Below are 17,033 nucleotides of genomic sequence, written 5' to 3' on the forward strand. Positions count from 1 at the left end.
GCACTGGCTCTCAGCGCCGGCCACCGCCACCGCCACGGCCACCGCCACCTCTTCCTCCGCCGCCATGGCCACCGCCACGGTAGCCGCCATAGCCGCCGTGGTAGCCGCCGTGGTAACCACCGTTTCCCCCGCGGTAGCCGCGGTAGCCCCCGTAATAGCCCCGATACCCACGCCCGTAGTAGCCGCGATATCCGCTGCCATACCAGACGCTGCCGTAGAAGCCGCCATACCAGGGCCGGTAGTACGGATACCCGCCATACGGATAGCCGTAGGCATAGGCGGGATAGCCGCTGGAATAGCCGCCGTAATACCCTGACGACGCATAGCCGGACGGATAGCTGCTGTAGTAGCCCGTCGTGTCATAGCCGGGATATGCCACGCAGCCGCCCAGCAACCATGTGGCGCCCGCAATGCCCGCCATCATCCAACCGCGCGCCCGATTCATCGTGCACTCCCATTGACCTGCATCAAAGCCGAGGGCGACTTCGACCGTCGCCCCATGGGGATTAGACAGTATTTGCGCGGCGAAAATCCATTTTCGGACTATTCCTATTCACGAATCAGAATCGTCTTCTTACACTGGCCCCGCCTGTGCAATGCAGGCACCCGATGGAGTGCCAGAGTTGACCCCTCGCTGGCATTCTTTTACTTGGATGCCACGTGGTCCCCGCCACGTGGCATTTTTTTTGGTCTCAGGCCACTGTCAGGCCGTTCTCCACCATGTCCAGCAGCCGCGCACCGATGATGCCGGCCTGTTCCTGCGCGCGGCTGCGCAGGGGGCCGTCGATCAACAAAATGGCTAACCCGTGGACGGCGGACCAGGCCACATACTCGGCGCCGGGCCGGCGGGCCGCAGGCAGCAGGCCCGCATCGACCCAAAGGTCTAGCGCGGCGCCCAGCAACTGGAAAGGGTTGAGGCCGCTGTTACCGGCCTTGGCGGGGTCCGGGTCATCCTCCACGTCGTCCGGCACCGAGAATGCGGTGCGGAACAGGCCGGTCTCGGCCAGTGCGTAGCGGAGGTAGCCCGCGCCGACCGCGCGCAGGCTCCCGCGCGCGCGCTCGGCGGCGGAGGCATTGGCGGGCAGCGTGGCCAGTTCGGTCTCCATGGCCATGGCCAGGCCGGACAGCGCGGCGGCGCGCACCGCCTGCAACAGGTCCTGCCGGCTTGCGAAGTGACGGTACGCGGCATTCGGCACCACGCCCGCGCGGCGCGTGGCTTCGCGCAGCACCACGGCCTCCGGGCCACCGGTGCGTGCAAGGTCGATCCCGGCCTCGAGCAAGGCACGCCGTAGATCGCCATGTCGATAAGTGCTCCGCGTGGGCGGCGTGGCGGCGACTCGGCTCATGTCAAACTCCCATGTGGACATCGTCCACTCATTCTGCTATGTATAGTAGACAGTGTACACAAATAGCGCCAGCGCCAACGTGGACAACGTCGGCAGCGGCGCCGTTCAGAGAATGGGGGCGAACAGCTTGGCCACGTGCATCGCCACCCGGAGCAGCGCGGGCGAGGCCAGGAACTCGTCGCGGCTGATCTCGCGCGCCTCGGCAAAGTCGGCCTCCAGCATGCGCGTGACGTCCCGCGCGAATGCCGGATGCGCGGTCATCACCATCATCTCGAAATTGAGCCGGAACGAGCGATTGTCGAGATTGGCGGTGCCCACGGCGGCCGCCTCGTCGTCGATCAGGATGACTTTCTGGTGCAGGAAGCCGGGCTGGTAGCGGTAGACCTTCACGCCCGCGCACACCGCCTGGTAGGCGTAGATGGTGGACGCCGCGTACACCACGAGGTGGTCCGGGCGCGACGGAATCAGAATCCGCACGTCCACCCCGCGCAGCACGGCCAGGCGCAGCATCGCAAATACTGCCTCGTCCGGCACGAAGTATGGCGAGGTGATCCAGACCCGCTTCTGCGCCGACTGGATCGCCTCGACGAAGAACAGCGAGCAGGTCTCCTGCGCGTCAGCCGGGCCGGAGGGCACCACCTGGCAGATCATCTCGCCCACATCGCCCTGCGGCGGCAGCATCAGGTACGGCACCTCGCGCGCGGCCCAGTACCAATCCTCGGCGAACGCCATCTGCAACTCCAGCACCGCCGCGCCGCGAATTTCGATATGCGTATCACGCCACGGCGAGAGCGGCGCCCGCGCACCCAGGTATTCGTTGCCGACGTTGTGCCCGCCCAGGAAGGCACGCGCGCCGTCCACGACCACGAGCTTGCGGTGGTTGCGGAAATTCAACTGAAAGCGATTGACAAAGCCGGGATGTGTGGCAAAGGGCCGCGCCTCCACGCCCGCCTGCTGGAGCGTGCGCATGTAGGCGCGTCCGAGTCCGTGGCAGCCGATGCTGTCGAACAGGAAATAGACCTTCACGCCGGCGCGGGCACGCTCGCACAGGCGGCGCTGGAGTTCGCGGCCCAGTTCATCGTCATGGACGATGAAGAACTGCACCAGCACCACCTGCGTGGCGGCGTCGATGGCGGCGAAGATGGCCTCGAAGGTCTGCTGGCCGTTGATCAGCAGGCGTACGTCGTTATTGGCCAGGCACGGCATGCCGGTCAGCCCGGGCAGCGCGCGCATGCACGCCTGCGCCGGTGCCGTCACCACGCAGGCCGACAGGGCCTCGCGCTCGGACGCGGTCATGCCACGGCGGATCTCGCGCAGGCGGTCATTATTGAAACGGCGCGCGTTGACGTAGCCGGCGAAGGTGCTGCGGCCGAAGATCAGGTACGGAATCAGCGCGAAGTACGGCATCATCACCAGCGACCCCGCCCACGCAATCGCACCGGGTGCGGTGCGGACCGTCATCACGGCATGCAGCGCGGCCATCACGCCAACGATATGGAAGGCGACCATCACTGCGGCGATCACGCTAGGACTCATCAACATAGGCGGATGGTTCGGCGCTGCGGGCCCGTACATGGATTGATCCGTATTCTGGCATACCCGTCACATGAGGGCATCCCCCGATCGCCATATGCCGGTTGGCCTGCCTCATTTTTAGGCGCGCCGATGCAATGGCGCGCCGGCGCCGGTGTGCCTGCGGCCGCCTGCCAGTTATCCACACGTTCTGTGGATAAGCCTGACCCGGTTCCCAGCGGTCCCACATTTAAGGGAATGACGATTGTCCGCCCCGGCATGCCGCCGCTACGCTCTGACGGTTCCTCTCCGTCAATCCTTTTCAGTTTTCTGGTAGTCGTAGCATGAGTGTTTCGACCAACATCGCCTTGCTGGCCAGCCGTGCGGCCCGCCTCCACCCCATCCAGGACCTGCTCTCCCTTGCGGGTTTCCAGTGCACCCTCTTCCTTGCCGGCCGGGACCTGATCCACGGCCTCAGCCATGACAGCTACGACATGCTGCTGGTCGACCGCGACCTGCACGACATCTCCGCGATCGACGTGATCCGTGCCGTGCGCGCCGTGCGGGCCCGCGACATGCCGATCATCATGATCGGCGGGCAGCATAACAACGACAACGATCTCGTCGAGGCGCTCGACGCCGGCGCCGACGACTACGTGCTCGAAGCCCTGAGCAACCGCGTGCTGCTGGCGCGCATCTCCGCCCTGCGAAGGCGCATGTGCGGCGCACGCTTCCGCAACAACCTGCCGATGCGCGCCGGCCCCTACGAGCTGAACAGCCCGGGCCGCTTTGCCATCCTGAACGGGCGCCGCATCGCCATGACGCCGAAGGAGTTCGACCTGGCCACGCTGCTGTTTGCCAACGCGGGCCGCATCCTGGCCAGCAAGCGGATCGAACACATGATCTGGGGCCATGACCTGCCGCCGCTCTCGCGCGCGCTGGCGGGGCTGGTCTCGCGCATGCGGCGCACGCTCGACCTCTGCCCGGCCAACGGCGTTACCGTGAACGTCGTCTACGCGCAGGGCTACCGGCTCGACATCCTCGACCAGACCTTCCGCGCCGACCTGGCGGCCCCGCCCGGACAGCCCCTGCTCCAGACGTAACCGGCCCTCCCGGCCTGTGCTTCTCCCCTGCTTGTGCGAGGGTGTCACGCCTGCGTCACACCGTTCGCCGAGCATGGCGGCGCACCGCAACGGGAACATGCCCCGGCCGACCACAACCGGGCGGCACGGCCAGGCAGCCACGCGGCGGGCATCGGGTCATGGCATGGCCGGGCCAATCCCGGCAGGAGTCTGTTTCGTGTTGCAAGCCATCCAACTGAGTCTGCCGCGCGCACGCGGCGAAGCCGTGTGGCAACGGCTGGTGCGACTGCCGCTGGCGGCGCGGCTGTCCGCGGCGTTCATTCTGGTCTATGTCTTCGGGGCCGTGGTCGGCCTGATTGGCATCCTCAATCTGGTCTCCCTCAAGCAGGACACTGACACGCTGTATCAACGCGACATGCGCGGCGCCATCTCGGCGGAACGCGCGCAGGCCGCGCTGGCCACACTGGGCCGCGCGCAACTCGCGCTGACGCTGGCCACGAGCACCAGCGAGCGTGATGCCGCCGGCACGGACATCCAGATGGCCATGCGCCAGCTCGACGCCGCCGTGGACGGCGTGCGCCAGGCCGCGCCGCGCCAGGCACAGGCGCTGCAAAAGGAGCGCGCGGCGGCAGGCGAGCTGATGCAAGGCTATGTGGCGCTGATCAACAAGCAACCGCTGGACGCCCTCCAGTTCGACAGCGCCGTCTCCGTCGATGGCCACTTCCTGGGCGAGCAACTGCAAAAGCTCGGCGCGCTGATGGAAACCACGCGCGCCGGCCTGGAGCGGCAGGCTGCCGACACCGTGGCCGGCGTTGCCGCGAGCCAGCTCGGCGCGCAGACGCTGATGGCCGCACTGCTCGTGGCCAGTTTCGTGGCGGCTGGCGCGCTGGCGTGGTTCGCGGCACGCAGCCTGACGCGCGAACTCGGCGGCGAGCCGCGCGACGCGGCAGCGGCGGCCAATCGCATCGCCAGTGGCGACCTGACCGCGCATATCGCCCTGCGCAGGGACGATCAGACCAGCCTGCTCTACTTCCTGGCCGGCATGCGCGACGAACTGGCCGGCGTACTGGCCCGCATTCAGGAATCCGCCCACGAGATCACAGCCACCAGCGGCGACATTGCCGGCGGCAACCAGCAGCTTGCGGCGCGCACCGCGCAGCAGGCCGCGGCCCTGCGCCACGCGGCGGCCAGCATGACGCGCCTGACCGCGCTCGTCGAACAGGTGCATGAGCAGGCCAACGAGTCGAGCACGATGGCCAACCAGGCACGCGCCGCATCGGGCGCCGGCATGGCGGTGGTGCGCGACATGAACGGGACCATGGCCAACGTGCTGGGCCACTCGCGCAATATTGCCGAGGTAGTCACGGTGATCGAGGGCATCGCGTTTCAAACCAACATCCTCGCGCTCAACGCCGCCGTGGAAGCCGCGCGCGCTGGCGCGGCGGGACGCAGCTTCGCCGTGGTCGCGCAGGAGGTACGCGCGCTGGCCCAGCGCAGCGCCAACGCCGCGCGCGAAATCAGCGGTATCGTGGGCGACGCCACGCGCGAGATCGAACGCAGCGCCACCCTCAGCAGCAGCGTGGTGGCGGCGATGGAAGGGATCGAATCGGCCGTCGACCGCAGCCACAGCCTCGCGGGGCATCTGCGTGCGCTGGCCGAGGAACAGGCCGCCGGCATCCGCACCGTGGGCGATGCCCTCGCGGAACTCGAGCAGACCGGCGCGCAGAACGGCGCGCTGGTGGACACCGTGGCGCTGCACGCCAACCGGCTCGACGAAGAAGCCGCCGCGCTGGAATCTGACGTGTCCCGCTTCCAGTTCCAGTAGCCCGGCCACGCTGCACCGCACCAATGTCACGCCATTGTTAAAGTTTCCGGTCTTTGCTGTCGTAAATAAGCGAATGCTGATTCTTTCCGGGCCACAGCCCGGCTAGCATGTTCGCTTGCTTCTCAATCGAGACGCACAGCAAGGACTGGCATGGCGCTACGCAAGGCAGTGCAGGACGATTCGTCCTTTGATGATGATCTGGACGCGGCGGGCCGCGACTGGGCGCCACGGCTCAAGCCGTGCGGCGCCTGCCATGGCTGCGAGCAGCCCGTGGGCCCCGCCGTGCTGTTCTGCAGCGCAGCGTGCCAGCAATCATTCGAGCATTTCGAAATGCGTTTACTGCGCAAGCGGTAAGCCACGCCCTCGGGTTTCAACGCCATTCCCACCGCCCCTTCCCGCTTCGGGTAAATCCTAGTAATTCCCCTAATCGCCTTGTGTCAACCGATGCGCAGGTGCGCTCGTTTTCTTCTTCATTGAGCCCGCATCCGCGCCGGAATCGACCCCGGCATCAGGCAGGTGTGTCGGGCAGAAACATTTGAGAACAAGGGGTAACGGGCATTTACGCCTCCGGTGTAGAAGTTACAGAACTGTTGCACTTACGCACGTTTTGTGGCGCCGCAGAGGCCGAATTGCCGAGTACGCTTGTCTCGACCAAAACAGCACCGACTACCACAGGGAAATCATGTCTGAACGCCTCATCATGCTGGACGTACCCGGCGTCCTCTACTCGGACCGCTCCGCTGCCCGCCTGGGCGGTACGCCAACGAGCGGCACCCTGAGGGATGTCCGTTTCTTCGATCCGATCGCGCTGGGCTTCCTGCGCCGGCTGTTCGGCATTGCCGGCGCCCGCGTGGTGGTGTCCGACGCGTGGCGTCGTGGCACACCCGCTGCGATCCTGCAACAGCTCGACCTCCAGGTGGAAGGCATGACCCCGCGCGTGGCGGGCGGTCATGGCGCCGAGATCGATGCCTGGTTCACGCAGCGCGCCGCACCCGGTAGCTGGGTGATCCTGTCGACGGCCGCGCCGGCCTCGATGACGGCAGCGCAGCGCCGCCATCTCGTGCAGGTGAACCCGGCCGAGGGCCTGACGGTGGAGAACTTCCGCCAGGCGCTGGACATCCTCGGCGTGGCCTGCCCGTCGACGGTGACGCCCGATTCGCGCGTGGAACCAGGCCTCCAGGCCAAGCTGCGCCACCTCCAGCAACTGGCGCGCGAAGCCCCCGAGCGCTTCATGCCCGCGCCGGCCGCCGCCGAGGCCCGCGAGCAGGCCATGGCCATCGCCGTGGCCAGCCTGACCGGCCAATCGCTGCAACCGGCCGCGCTGCACGCCTGACGTACACTTCGCGCCCCCGCAAGGCCGCCTCCATGGCGGCCTTTTTTATTGTCCTGTCCGATGATGCGCCGTGCGGATCGGACAGGACCGGCCCCGCGCGCTATCCTCGCCGTCGCTCACCGCCTACCCTTGTACCTTGGAAATCTGCCTCGCTCGCAGGCACCGATCGCACAAGGAGAGCACCATGGCCAACCACGCAGCCGACCTCATCACCCGCGTCCTGCACGCGGTGGGCGTCGAACGCATTTACGGCGTCGTCGGCGACAGCCTCAACGGCATTACCGAATCACTGCGCCAGCGCGACGACATCGACTGGATCCACACCCGCCACGAGGAGACCGCCGCCTTCGCGGCGGGCGCCGAAGCGCACCTGACCGGCAAGCTGGCCGTCTGCGCCGGGAGCTGCGGGCCCGGCAACCTGCATCTGATCAACGGTTTGTTCGATTGCCACCGGTCTGGCGTGCCGGTGCTGGCCATCGCCGCCCATATCCCGAGCGCCGAAATCGGGCGTGGCTACTTCCAGGAGACCCACCCCGAGCAGTTGTTCGGGGAGTGCAGCCACTACTGCGAACTCGTCACCAGCGTCGAGCAGTTGCCCGGTGTGCTCGAATCCGCGATCCGCGCGGCGGTGGGCCGCCGGGGCGTGGCCGTGATCGTGATTCCAGGCGACGTGGCGCTGCGCGAGGGCACGTTCGCCGAGTCCGCGCCCGCCGCAATCGCCCTGCGCCCGCCGGTGGTCACGCCGGACGCCGCCTCGCTCGATGCACTGGCCAGCCTGCTGCGCGGCAGCCAGCGCACCACGCTGCTGTGCGGGCGCGGTTGCGCCGGCGCGCACGACCAGGTGGTGCAACTTGCCGCCACGTTGAAGGCGCCCGTGGTGCACGCACTGGGCGGCAAGGAATACATCGAGTACGACAATCCGTACGACGTCGGCATGACCGGCTTGATCGGCTTCAGCTCGGGCTACCACGCCATGCAGGAATGCGACACGCTGCTGATGCTCGGGACCGATTTCCCGTATCGCCAGTTCTACCCCGAGGGCGCGCAGGTCGTGCAGATCGATATTCGCCCGGAAAACCTCGGGCGCCGCACGCGGCTGGACATGGGGCTGGTCGGCGATGTCGGCGCCACGCTGGACGCCCTGCTGCCGCGCCTCGCCCCCAAGGCCGACGAGGCCGACGAGGCCCATCTGGCGGCGAGCCTGCGCCACTATCGTGACGCGCGCCGCCAACTGGACGACCTGGCCACCGGCGACAGCGGCCGCAAGCCGATCCATCCGCAGTACCTGGCCCGCCTGCTGAGCGAGCAGGCCGCCGAGGACGCGGTCTTCACCTTCGACGTCGGCACGCCAACGATCTGGGCCGCCCGCTACCTGCGCATGAACGGCCAGCGCCGGCTGATCGGCTCGCTCGCGCATGGGTCGATGGCGAACGCGTTGCCGCAGGCGATTGGCGCCCAGTCCGCCTATCCGGGGCGGCAGGTCATCAGCCTGTCCGGCGATGGCGGTTTTGCGATGCTGATGGGAGATTTCCTGACGCTTGCCCAGCAGGGCCTGCCCGTCAAGGTGGTGATCGTCAACAACAGCGTGCTCGGTTTCGTCGCGCTGGAGATGAAGGCGTCTGGCTACCTGGAGTCGGGCACGTCGCTGCAAAACCCCGACTTCGCCGCCATGGCGCGCGCCATCGGCGTGCATGCCCAGCGCGTGGAAGACCCGCTGCTGCTGCCGGAAGCCATCGCCACCATGCTCGCGCATGACGGCCCGGCCCTGCTCGACGTGGTGACCAACACGCAGGAACTGGCAATGCCGCCGTCCCTGAAGGCGGAGCAGGTCAAGGGCTTCAGCCTGTGGGCGATGAAGGCCGTGATGAACGGCCGCGCCGACGAGATCATCGAACTGGCGCGGTCGAATCTGCTGCGCTAGACGCGCTTTAACGGCTTAGCGCGGGTTGAGCTTCACGCTGGGGAAGTCCACCGGCACGTTCAGCGCCACGTTGATGTAGTTGGTGAACAGGTTCAGCGCGACATGGGCGACGATTTCCACGATCTCTTCGTCGCCGAAGCCGACTCCGCGCAGCTGGGCCACGTCGGCGTCGGTCACCTGACCCCGGTCGTTCACCAGCTTCAGCGCGAAGGTCAGCGCGGCGGCGGTGCGGGGATCTTCGGCCCGCCCGGCCTGGGCGGCGACCATCTCCTCGGCGGTGGCGCCGGCCTTGCGGCCCAGGGCCGTATGGGCGGCCAGGCAGTATTCGCAACGGTTGCGGTCGGCAACGGCCACGGCGATCTTCTCGCCAAGATGCGCCGGAATCACACCGCTGCCGAGCGCGCCGAACGCGCCCCACATCGATTGCAGTGCGGCCGGCGAATTGGCCACGGCGCGGAACATCTGCGGGGTCGCGCCAAAGGCGGCCTGGATCTGGGCCAGGGCGGCGGTGCTGCCGGCGGGGGCGTTGCTGGCGTCGGGCAGGGAAACACGTGCGGTCATGATGAACTCCTATATATATAGAGAGAGAGAGTGGGTTGGCTCCCGGGCGCCGGCTTCATCGCCTGCCTCCGGGGTGTCTCCACTATGGGCGCAGACGCCGTACGAAAGGATACAATTCGTCCACGAAACAATCCTTTTCGTCCAGGCCCATGTCCGCACTGCCAGAATCCCAGCCCGATCGCCTCTCCGCGCTGCTTGAACGCTTCCGCATCCGCGCGCACCTGTTCCACGCCGGGCCACTCTGCGGTGTCACCCGCTTCGATGAAGCCGGGCGGGGCTTCCTCCACGTGTTGCGCGAGGGGCGCACCGAAGTCACCCACGGCGCGAGCGCTCTGCCCACCCGGCTGGTGATCGAGGAGCCATCGCTGCTGTTCTATCCGCGTTACACCGTCCACACCTTCCACAATCCGCCGGCGGAAGGCTCCCAGTTCACCTGCGCCACGCTCGATTTCGATGGCGGGGCAATGAATCCGCTGGCACGCGCCCTGCCGCCGCTGATCGTGCTGCCGTTGGCACAGGTGGAGGGGCTCGATCCCGCGCTCGCGCTGCTGTTCGCCGAGACCGAGCGCGTGCGCTGCGGCCAGCGCCTGCTGGCCGACCGGCTGTTCGAGGTGGTGCTGATCCAGCTGCTGCGGTGGCTGCTCGACCATCCCGGGCAGGCCGGCATCCAGCCGGGCCTGATCACGGGCTTGTCCGATGCGCGCCTGGCACGGGCACTGGTAGCTGTACACGAGGCACCGGGCGAAGCATGGGGCGTGGAGTCGATGGCGCGTTGTGCCGGGATGTCGCGCAGCGCGTTCGCGGCGACGTTTCGGGAGGTGGTGGGACAGACGCCAGCCGACTATCTGGCCGACTGGCGCATCACTCTCGCGCAGGCCCGCCTGCGCGACGGCATGCCGCTGAAACTGATGGCCGACGAGTTGGGCTACGCCAACCCGTCAGCCTTGTCGCGCGCGTTCCTGGCCAAGGTCGGCCAGTCCCCGCGCGACTGGTTGCGGACTCAGTAATCCACGGTCATCGACAGCTTGAAGGTACGCGGCTGGCCAATCACCAGGACGCCGCCGCTGGACGACGCCCAGTAGTCCTTGTCCGCGAGGTTCTCCACGCCCGCGCGCACCGTATAGCGCAGCTGCGAGGCCTTGAACGTGTAGCGCGCGCCAAGGTCGAAGCGGTTCCACGACGGCAGGCTGATGGTGTTGGTGGTGTTGGCGGACTGGCGGCCGGTCTGGATATAGCGGCCGGACACCGTCGCGCCCGGGAGGAACGGCAGGTCGTACTCGCCGCTCAGGGTCAGCGTGTAGATCGGCACGCCCACACCCGGCTTGCCCTCGGTGCTGGCGCTGCCCGTGTTCGACACCTTGGAGTCGATATAGGACACGCCGCCCAGCAGCCGCACGCCGCGCAGCGGCTCGCCGAATACGCTGAACTCCACGCCACGATTGCGTTGGTCGCGCACGGCGAACACATTACCTTGCGTGACGCCCGTCGGCTGCTCGATCTGGAAGAACGCCAGCGTGGTGCCGAAGCTGCCCGCGTCGTACTTCGCGCCCACTTCATGCTGCTTCGACTTGGCCGGCGCGAACACCTGCCCGGCGTTGACCGTATTGGACGGCGCGGTGCCGCCCTGCGCCAGCCCCTCGATGTAGTTGTAGTACAGCGAGACGTTCTGCAGCGGCTTGACCACCAGGCCGAACATCGGCGACGTGGCGGACTCGCTGTAGTTCGCCGTCTGCACGCCCGTGGCCGTCGCGTAGCCGCGGATGTTCATCACCTGCTGGCGCACGCCGCCGGTCAGCAGCACACGGTCGTTCAGGAACGACAGCGTGTCCGAGAACGACACCCCATTGATGTTGACCCGGCCCGTCACGTACGGATCGGCCATATTGCCGGTGGTCGGGGCGGCCGGGTACGGCACGGTCGGCGCGTTGTAGAGATTGGTCGCAAACGACGGCGAGAACTGGAAGGCGTTGGATTTCGCCTGCTCCAGACCGGACCAGCTCAGGTTGACCGTGTGCTTGACCGGGCCGGTCACGAAGCGGCCGCGCACGCCCACTTCACCGGTGTACGTATCCTGCTTGAACGGGGTGGTCAGCCGCGTGGCCGTGCCAAAGCCGTTGTTGCCGACGTTCGCGCCGCTGTAGCTGCCAAACTCGTTGGTGTGATGCGCGCCGAAGGCAGCGTAGGTGGTCCAGTCCCTGGTGACGTCGTACTCGGCGCGGATCGTGCCGTAGGTGTCCTCCAGCTCGGAATACGTCCAGGGCTGGGCGAAGTTGGTCGAGGCGGACGGCACCGCCGGCAGGACCGTACCCGACAGCTGGACCGTGCTGCGGCCCTGGTTGATGCGCTGTTTCTGGTAGCCGAAGTCGGCATTCACGCGGAACGCGTCGCCCTGGTAGTCCAGGCCCAGCGTGAACAGGCGCTGCTGGCGGCTTTCGTTGTCCACCGGGGTATCGCCGCCGCGCGCCATGGCATTGACGCGCACGCCGAATTCCCGGTTCTTGCCGAAACGGCGGCCCACATCCACATGGCCGCCCACCTGCGAGTCGCTCGTATAGTCGATGGTCGCCTGCGTGATGTCCGTCGCCGTGGCGTACTTGGGCACGAGGTTGATCATGCCGCCCGTGCCGGTGCCGCCGGGCGACACGCCGTTCAGGAAGGCGCTGGCGCCACGGAACACTTCCACGCGCTCCAGCCCTTCCGTTGCCACCAGCTGGCGCGGCGCGATGCCGAACAGGCCGTTGTACTGGATATCGTCGGTCGTCAGCTGGAAGCCGCGCACCACGAAGGTGTCCGCGAAGTTGCCAAAGCCGTAGGCGGTGCGGATCGCCGGGTCATCGGCCAGCACGCCGGCAATGCTGCGTGCCTGCTGGTTCTGGATCTGCTGGGACGTGTACGACGTCACGCTGAACGGCACATCCATGAAGTCCTGGTTGCCCAGCACGCCAAGGTGGCCGCCGCGCGCAACCTGGCCGCCGGCATAGGGGGCGGGCAACTGGTCTGCCGAGGCGTCGGCATGCACGGTCACGGTGGGCAGCGTGGCGCTTTCCGCCGTGGCGGCTGGCTGGGCCGCCTCCTGGGCGAAGGCGATGGTCGGCAACACGCCGGCAGCGGCCAATGCGGCCACGAGATGGCGCAGCGGCGTGCGGGACGCACGTCCGGCACGCGGTACGGAATAAGACAAGGTGACACTCCCAAAGTAAATCGATTTCATGCCCGTCCGCGCCGCGGATCGCGGCGGGCGGGTTTTTTCCCGTATCCGTCTGGATGGTGGCGTCGCTCTGACGGCGGCGCTCGTTCGTACTGCTACGCCTGCACGATCAGGATCGCGGCCAGCGCGGCAGCCACACCGATGCCGATCGCGCCGCGCGCGATGCGCGGCGTGACCTGCGGTGCATAAGAGAAGGCGCCCACCACCGTCAGGGCGCTGACGGTGAGCAGGCCGGCCCAATAGATCACGCCGAAGGCCCAGCCCTGGGCCACCACGCAGGCGGCCAGCGCCAGTGCGAGCGCGATCCAGCCCTGCCAGCGCAGGCGGCGCACGCGGGAAGGCAGAGGCTCGACGCCCCGGCCGAAGATGTCGGCGTGATGCCGGTCGATGGTCTGGGCCAGCCAGGTAAAGCCGCCCACAGCAAATCCGATGCCGGCCACGCAGACCGGCCACATGGCGGGTGCGCTCATGACGCCTCCCCCATGGCGCCCGTGCGCGCCGACGCACCGGCGCCACGTGCCGCGGGACGCGGGCGCCCAAGCCACCATGCCGCCGCGCCCAGCCCCAGGCCAATCGCCAGCACGGTCAGGTCGAAGCCCGCCAGTACTGCCGGCCCATGCAGCAGCGTCACGCCCAGGTGCGCGGTGCCGGTCAGCGCGTTCAGCAGCGGCAGGCCCGCGAACAGTACGGCGCCGGTGCCCAGCAGCACCCGCCACATGCCGCGCGTCGGGCGGATCTGGGCGACCAGCGCCGCGATGGCCCAGGCCGTGAAGAACATGCGGATTTCCATGTCGGGCCGCTGCGCGATACCCACCGGCACCAGCCGGTTGGCCCAGAAGTAGCTGGCGAACGCAATCGGCAGACCGGCAATCACGCCGAGGTTGAGCGCTTCCACCAGCCGCAGCCCGAACGGCGTGCGGCCGGTGGCGGCAATCGTGCGTGCATGGCTCTGGCGCGTCTTCACGGCCCAGAGCAGCGCGCCGGTCGCCACCATCAGGCAGCCGGCCAGCCCGGAGGCGAAGAACAGCGCGCGCAGCAGCGGCGGCGCGAAGTGCGCGACGTGCAGGCCCACCATCACGCCACGCGTGGCGCTGGCATTGCCCGGATCGTCACCGAAGGTTTCCTTGAATGCGCCGGTGGTGCCGGCGAACACGACGGTAGGACGGAGTGAAGACAGGCTGTGCCCCGCATCGCGGGTCATCGTGACGATGGCGTTGGCGTCGTTGGGGCGCTCCACGCTGATCCGTGCCGGGGCCACGCCATCCCACCGGGCAATCGCCTGCGCCAGCATCGGCCCCACCGGGGCCAGCGGCGCCGGCACGCCGGCCGCCTGCACGCGCGGCGCGCGGAGGCCCAGTTCGGCATCGAACCGCTTCGGGTCGCCCTGGTAGACCGCCTGCATGCCCCACGGCATGTACATGAACAGCAGCGTCACGAGGCCGGTGTAGGTAATCATCAGGTGGAACGGCAGCGCCAGGACGGCGGTGGCGTTGTGCGCATCGAGCCACGAACGCGGCCCCTTGCGGCTACGGAAGGTAAAGAAGTCCGCGAAGATGCGCCGATGGGTGATCACGCCGCTCAGGATGGCCACCAGCATGAACATGGTGCAGAAGCCGATGATCCAGCGCGCCCAGATCGCCGACATGTAGTGGAGGTCGAAATGCAGGCGGTAGAGGAACTCGCCGCCGCGCGTCTCGCGGGCGCCGGGCACGGGTGTGCCGGTCACCGCGTCCAGCGTGCGCATCTCCAGCCGGGCGCGGTTGCCCTTGCCGGCATCCTCGGGGCGCGGCTGGCGCAGCCAGGACACCGTGGTGGTGGAACGGCGGTCGTCGGGGAGATTGATGAACCAGCGCTCGGCATTCGGTGCCTGTTCGCGGAGGAAGGCGATGGCGCCCTCGGCGGCCTGGCTGGTTGTGGCGGCGGAGATGTCGCCACCCAGCCGCGCGTGCAACTCGGGCTTCATCCACAGCGTGATCTCGTCCTTCACATAGCTGGCGGTGCCGCCGCAGAAGACGAGGAACAGCACCCAGCAGACCAGCAGGCCCGACCACGTATGCAGCCACGCCATCGACTGGCGCAGCCCCTGCCCCTTTCGCAATTCGGCCATTACGCGCTCCGCAGGGCCAGCCAGCCCAGTCCCAGGACCGCGCAGGGCACGGCCAGTCCGATCCACGCGCGCCATGCCGAATCGACGGCGAACACCCAGATTACGGCCAGCGCGTACCAGAGGAACGACAGCAGGGAGGCGGCGACCACCGCTTCGGCGCGCGCCATGCCGGTCCAGCGAGCCAGCGCGAGCGCGACGCAGCCCGTGGCGAGTGCCGCGAGCCCGTAGCCGCCCAGGATGCCGGCGATCGCCCGCGAGGCGACCGCCACGCGGTAACTGGTCGAAATGCCCTGCTTCATGTTGCTGCGAATCCCGTAAAAGCCGCAATGATAAGCGTTCTCATCCGCATTGTCTTTCAGGCATCGCATTTTGGCGGGTTCCGGGGGCGCAGACATTGAAGACATGTCGCGAAAAGCCCAAACGCAAATTCCACTATGCAGAACTATGATTCCACGCTGCGGTTGACAGCTTCCGCGGATCGATGGGACGATGCGACGCATCAATACCGGCGACTTCACGCCGGAAGCCTTGCCCGGAGACACGCATGCGTAGTACCGCCTTGCCCGCGGACCGTTCTGGTCACGCGTCCACCCCCACCCAATCCAACGCTTTCCGCCCTGCCTTCCAGCGCCTGCACCAGACCATGGGGCCGTGGGTGGCCAGCCATCCTGACCGTGTGGCCGTGATGGATGCCCACCGCGCGCTGCGCTATGGCGAACTGGACCTGGCCGTGCGCGAGACCGCCCAGGCGCTGACCGCGCTCGGCGTGCGCGGCGGCGACCGCGTGGTGCTGGTCACCGAGAACAGCGTCGGCTGCGCCGTGCTGCTACTGGCGCTGAGCGCCATCGACGCGTGGTCGGTGCCGGTCAACGCCCGGCTGTCGGCGCGCGAGATCGCCAATATCGTCGAGCACGCCGGCGCGCGCGTGACCTTCTATCTGGACAACGATTTCCCTGAAGCGCGCGAGCACGGCCTGGCGCGCGGCGCGCAGTGGGCCGATACGGCGGCGTGGCCGCACGTCGGCAAGCTGCTGGTCAGCGCCATCGACGAGAGCGCCGTGGCCGAGCCGGTGGCCGCCGAGGCCCGCGAACAGGTGGCCGCGCTGATCTATACGACGGGCACCACGGGGGCCTCGAAGGCGGTGATGCTGACGCACGCCAACCTGATGTTCATCGGCCATTCCAACCGTTTGCAGGCCCGCGTGCAGGCCGGCGACCGCGTCTATGGCGTGCTGCCGATCTCGCACGTCTATGGCCTGTCCGTGCTGCTGGTGGGCCCGGTGTCCAACGGCGCCACGGTCTACTACGAGCCGCGTTTCCGCCCGGAGAAGCTGGCGCGCACGCTGGTCGAGGAACAGCTCACCGTGCTGCACGGCGTGCCGGCCATGTACGCGAAAGTGATCGAATGGAGCCGCGCGCAGGGCCAATCGCTGCGCACGCCGTCGCTGCGCATGGCGCAGTCGGGCGGCGCGCCGCTCACGGCGTCGCTCAAGGCCTCGTTCGAGGACGCCTTCGGCATCGTGCTGCACAACGGCTACGGCATGACGGAGACCTCGCCCACCGTGTGCCAGACCCGTGTGGATGCGCCGCGCACCGACTGCTCGGTCGGCCCGGTGGTGCCGGATGTGGAGCTCCGCCTGGGCTCCCCGCTGCCCGACGGCAGCGGCGAACTGCTGGTACGCGGCCCCAATGTGATGAAGGGCTACTACCGGCGCCCGGACCTCACGGCGCAGACCATCGATGCCGACGGCTGGCTCCATACGGGCGACCTCGCGCGCATCGACCCGGACGGCGCGGTGTCCATCGTCGGCCGCTCGAAGGAAATCATCATCCACTCGGGCTTCAACGTGTACCCGGAAGAAGTCGAGCAGTCGCTCAACGCGTTCCCGGCCGTGCTGCAATCGGCCGTGGTGGGCCGGGCTACCGAGGGCAACGAGGAAGTGATCGCCTTCGTCGAGGTGCGCGGCGGCATGACGCTGGACGAGCCCGCGCTGCGCACCTTCCTGCGCGACCGCCTCTCGCCCTACAAGATGCCGGCCGAAATCCGCGTGGTGGCGCAGCTGCCCGCGGCGCCCTCCGGCAAGATCCTCAAGGCGAAGCTGCGCGAGCAGCTTGCCGCCGGCAACCTTTGAGCGACGC

The 17,033-nt window shown here is 67.9% G+C and carries 15 protein-coding genes; 7 read left to right on the plus strand and 8 right to left on the minus strand.

The genetic code is table 11. From position 1 onward, the window contains the following. Positions 1-10: 10 nt before the first annotated feature. The 3 genes from KHO18_RS01110 to cls form a co-directional block, all read right to left on the minus strand. Positions 11-445, minus strand: a complete 435-nt coding sequence (locus tag KHO18_RS01110; protein ID WP_144198278.1) for a hypothetical protein — start codon at positions 443-445, stop codon at positions 11-13. A 247-nt stretch (positions 446-692) separates the two neighbouring features. Further along, positions 693-1,346 carry a TetR/AcrR family transcriptional regulator gene (locus KHO18_RS01115; RefSeq protein ID WP_144198277.1) on the minus strand — a complete coding sequence of 218 codons (654 nt, stop codon included), beginning with the start codon at positions 1,344-1,346 and terminating at the stop codon, positions 693-695. Positions 1,347-1,451: 105 nt separating this feature from the next. Further along, positions 1,452-2,888, minus strand: coding sequence for a cardiolipin synthase (gene cls, locus KHO18_RS01120; protein ID WP_144198276.1), 1,437 nt, complete (start codon positions 2,886-2,888; stop codon positions 1,452-1,454). A gap of 314 nt (positions 2,889-3,202) precedes the next feature. On the opposite strand from cls, the gene KHO18_RS01125 reads away from it, so the two are divergent. From KHO18_RS01125 to poxB, 5 genes are all read left to right on the plus strand, one after another. After that, positions 3,203-3,961: a response regulator transcription factor gene (locus KHO18_RS01125; RefSeq protein ID WP_144198275.1), complete on the plus strand. Its 759-nt coding sequence runs from the start codon at positions 3,203-3,205 to the stop codon at positions 3,959-3,961. A 196-nt stretch (positions 3,962-4,157) separates the two neighbouring features. After that, on the plus strand, positions 4,158-5,765 hold the full coding sequence (locus tag KHO18_RS01130; RefSeq protein WP_211942630.1) for a methyl-accepting chemotaxis protein: 1,608 nt from the start codon (positions 4,158-4,160) through the stop codon (positions 5,763-5,765). A 150-nt stretch (positions 5,766-5,915) separates the two neighbouring features. Continuing rightward, on the plus strand, positions 5,916-6,119 hold the full coding sequence (locus KHO18_RS01135) for a hypothetical protein (RefSeq protein ID WP_144198273.1): 204 nt from the start codon (positions 5,916-5,918) through the stop codon (positions 6,117-6,119). 328 nt (positions 6,120-6,447) lie between these two features. After that, a complete protein-coding gene (locus KHO18_RS01140) occupies positions 6,448-7,098 on the plus strand; it encodes an HAD domain-containing protein (protein WP_144198272.1) in 651 nt (216 codons plus the stop codon). 184 nt (positions 7,099-7,282) lie between these two features. Then, positions 7,283-9,019, plus strand: coding sequence for a ubiquinone-dependent pyruvate dehydrogenase (gene poxB / locus KHO18_RS01145; protein ID WP_211942631.1), 1,737 nt, complete (start codon positions 7,283-7,285; stop codon positions 9,017-9,019). 15 nt (positions 9,020-9,034) lie between these two features. Here poxB and KHO18_RS01150 read toward each other — a convergent pair whose 3' ends face one another. Next, positions 9,035-9,580: a carboxymuconolactone decarboxylase family protein gene (locus KHO18_RS01150; protein ID WP_211942632.1), complete on the minus strand. Its 546-nt coding sequence runs from the start codon at positions 9,578-9,580 to the stop codon at positions 9,035-9,037. A gap of 149 nt (positions 9,581-9,729) precedes the next feature. Here KHO18_RS01150 and KHO18_RS01155 point away from each other — a divergent pair, with 149 nt between their 5' ends. Then, the gene (locus KHO18_RS01155; RefSeq protein WP_211942633.1) at positions 9,730-10,587 is read left to right on the plus strand and encodes an AraC family transcriptional regulator; all 858 of its coding nucleotides are present in this window, start codon (positions 9,730-9,732) and stop codon (positions 10,585-10,587) included. On the opposite strand, the gene KHO18_RS01160 is transcribed toward KHO18_RS01155, so the two are convergent. From KHO18_RS01160 to KHO18_RS01175, 4 genes are all read right to left on the minus strand, one after another. Beyond that, a complete protein-coding gene (locus KHO18_RS01160) occupies positions 10,581-12,761 on the minus strand; it encodes a TonB-dependent receptor (protein WP_244844434.1) in 2,181 nt (726 codons plus the stop codon). The genes KHO18_RS01155 and KHO18_RS01160 overlap by 7 nt on opposite strands. Before the next feature lie 122 nt (positions 12,762-12,883). Next, positions 12,884-13,258, minus strand: a complete 375-nt coding sequence (locus KHO18_RS01165; RefSeq protein WP_244844436.1) for a DUF3325 domain-containing protein — start codon at positions 13,256-13,258, stop codon at positions 12,884-12,886. Next, complete coding sequence (locus tag KHO18_RS01170) at positions 13,255-14,895, minus strand: PepSY-associated TM helix domain-containing protein (RefSeq protein WP_144198267.1); 1,641 nt, start codon at positions 14,893-14,895, stop codon at positions 13,255-13,257. The genes KHO18_RS01165 and KHO18_RS01170 overlap by 4 nt, the downstream gene beginning before the upstream one ends. Continuing rightward, positions 14,895-15,263, minus strand: a complete 369-nt coding sequence (locus KHO18_RS01175; protein WP_313817088.1) for a DUF3649 domain-containing protein — start codon at positions 15,261-15,263, stop codon at positions 14,895-14,897. The genes KHO18_RS01170 and KHO18_RS01175 overlap by 1 nt, the downstream gene beginning before the upstream one ends. Before the next feature lie 176 nt (positions 15,264-15,439). Here KHO18_RS01175 and KHO18_RS01180 point away from each other — a divergent pair, with 176 nt between their 5' ends. Next, positions 15,440-17,026: a class I adenylate-forming enzyme family protein gene (locus KHO18_RS01180; RefSeq protein ID WP_244844438.1), complete on the plus strand. Its 1,587-nt coding sequence runs from the start codon at positions 15,440-15,442 to the stop codon at positions 17,024-17,026. Positions 17,027-17,033 lie beyond the last annotated feature (7 nt).

This window comes from Cupriavidus campinensis (genome assembly GCF_905397395.1).
Taxonomy (GTDB): Bacteria; Pseudomonadota; Gammaproteobacteria; order Burkholderiales; family Burkholderiaceae; genus Cupriavidus; species Cupriavidus campinensis.

Excerpts from the sequence above, each read along its gene's own strand:
- KHO18_RS01135 (WP_144198273.1), top strand. The coding sequence starts at position 5,916 with ATGGCGCTACGCAAGGCAGTGCAGGACGATTCGTCCTTTGATGATGAT.
- poxB (WP_211942631.1), top strand. The coding sequence starts at position 7,283 with ATGGCCAACCACGCAGCCGACCTCATCACCCGCGTCCTGCACGCGGTG.
- KHO18_RS01150 (WP_211942632.1), bottom strand. The coding sequence starts at position 9,580 with ATGACCGCACGTGTTTCCCTGCCCGACGCCAGCAACGCCCCCGCCGGC.
- KHO18_RS01175 (WP_313817088.1), bottom strand. The coding sequence starts at position 15,263 with ATGCGATGCCTGAAAGACAATGCGGATGAGAACGCTTATCATTGCGGC.
- cls (WP_144198276.1), bottom strand. The coding sequence starts at position 2,888 with ATGTTGATGAGTCCTAGCGTGATCGCCGCAGTGATGGTCGCCTTCCAT.
- KHO18_RS01180 (WP_244844438.1), top strand. The coding sequence starts at position 15,440 with ATGCGTAGTACCGCCTTGCCCGCGGACCGTTCTGGTCACGCGTCCACC.
- KHO18_RS01125 (WP_144198275.1), top strand. The coding sequence starts at position 3,203 with ATGAGTGTTTCGACCAACATCGCCTTGCTGGCCAGCCGTGCGGCCCGC.
- KHO18_RS01140 (WP_144198272.1), top strand. The coding sequence starts at position 6,448 with ATGTCTGAACGCCTCATCATGCTGGACGTACCCGGCGTCCTCTACTCG.
- KHO18_RS01170 (WP_144198267.1), bottom strand. The coding sequence starts at position 14,895 with ATGGCCGAATTGCGAAAGGGGCAGGGGCTGCGCCAGTCGATGGCGTGG.
- KHO18_RS01115 (WP_144198277.1), bottom strand. The coding sequence starts at position 1,346 with ATGAGCCGAGTCGCCGCCACGCCGCCCACGCGGAGCACTTATCGACAT.
- KHO18_RS01110 (WP_144198278.1), bottom strand. The coding sequence starts at position 445 with ATGAATCGGGCGCGCGGTTGGATGATGGCGGGCATTGCGGGCGCCACA.
- KHO18_RS01155 (WP_211942633.1), top strand. The coding sequence starts at position 9,730 with ATGTCCGCACTGCCAGAATCCCAGCCCGATCGCCTCTCCGCGCTGCTT.
- KHO18_RS01165 (WP_244844436.1), bottom strand. The coding sequence starts at position 13,258 with ATGAGCGCACCCGCCATGTGGCCGGTCTGCGTGGCCGGCATCGGATTT.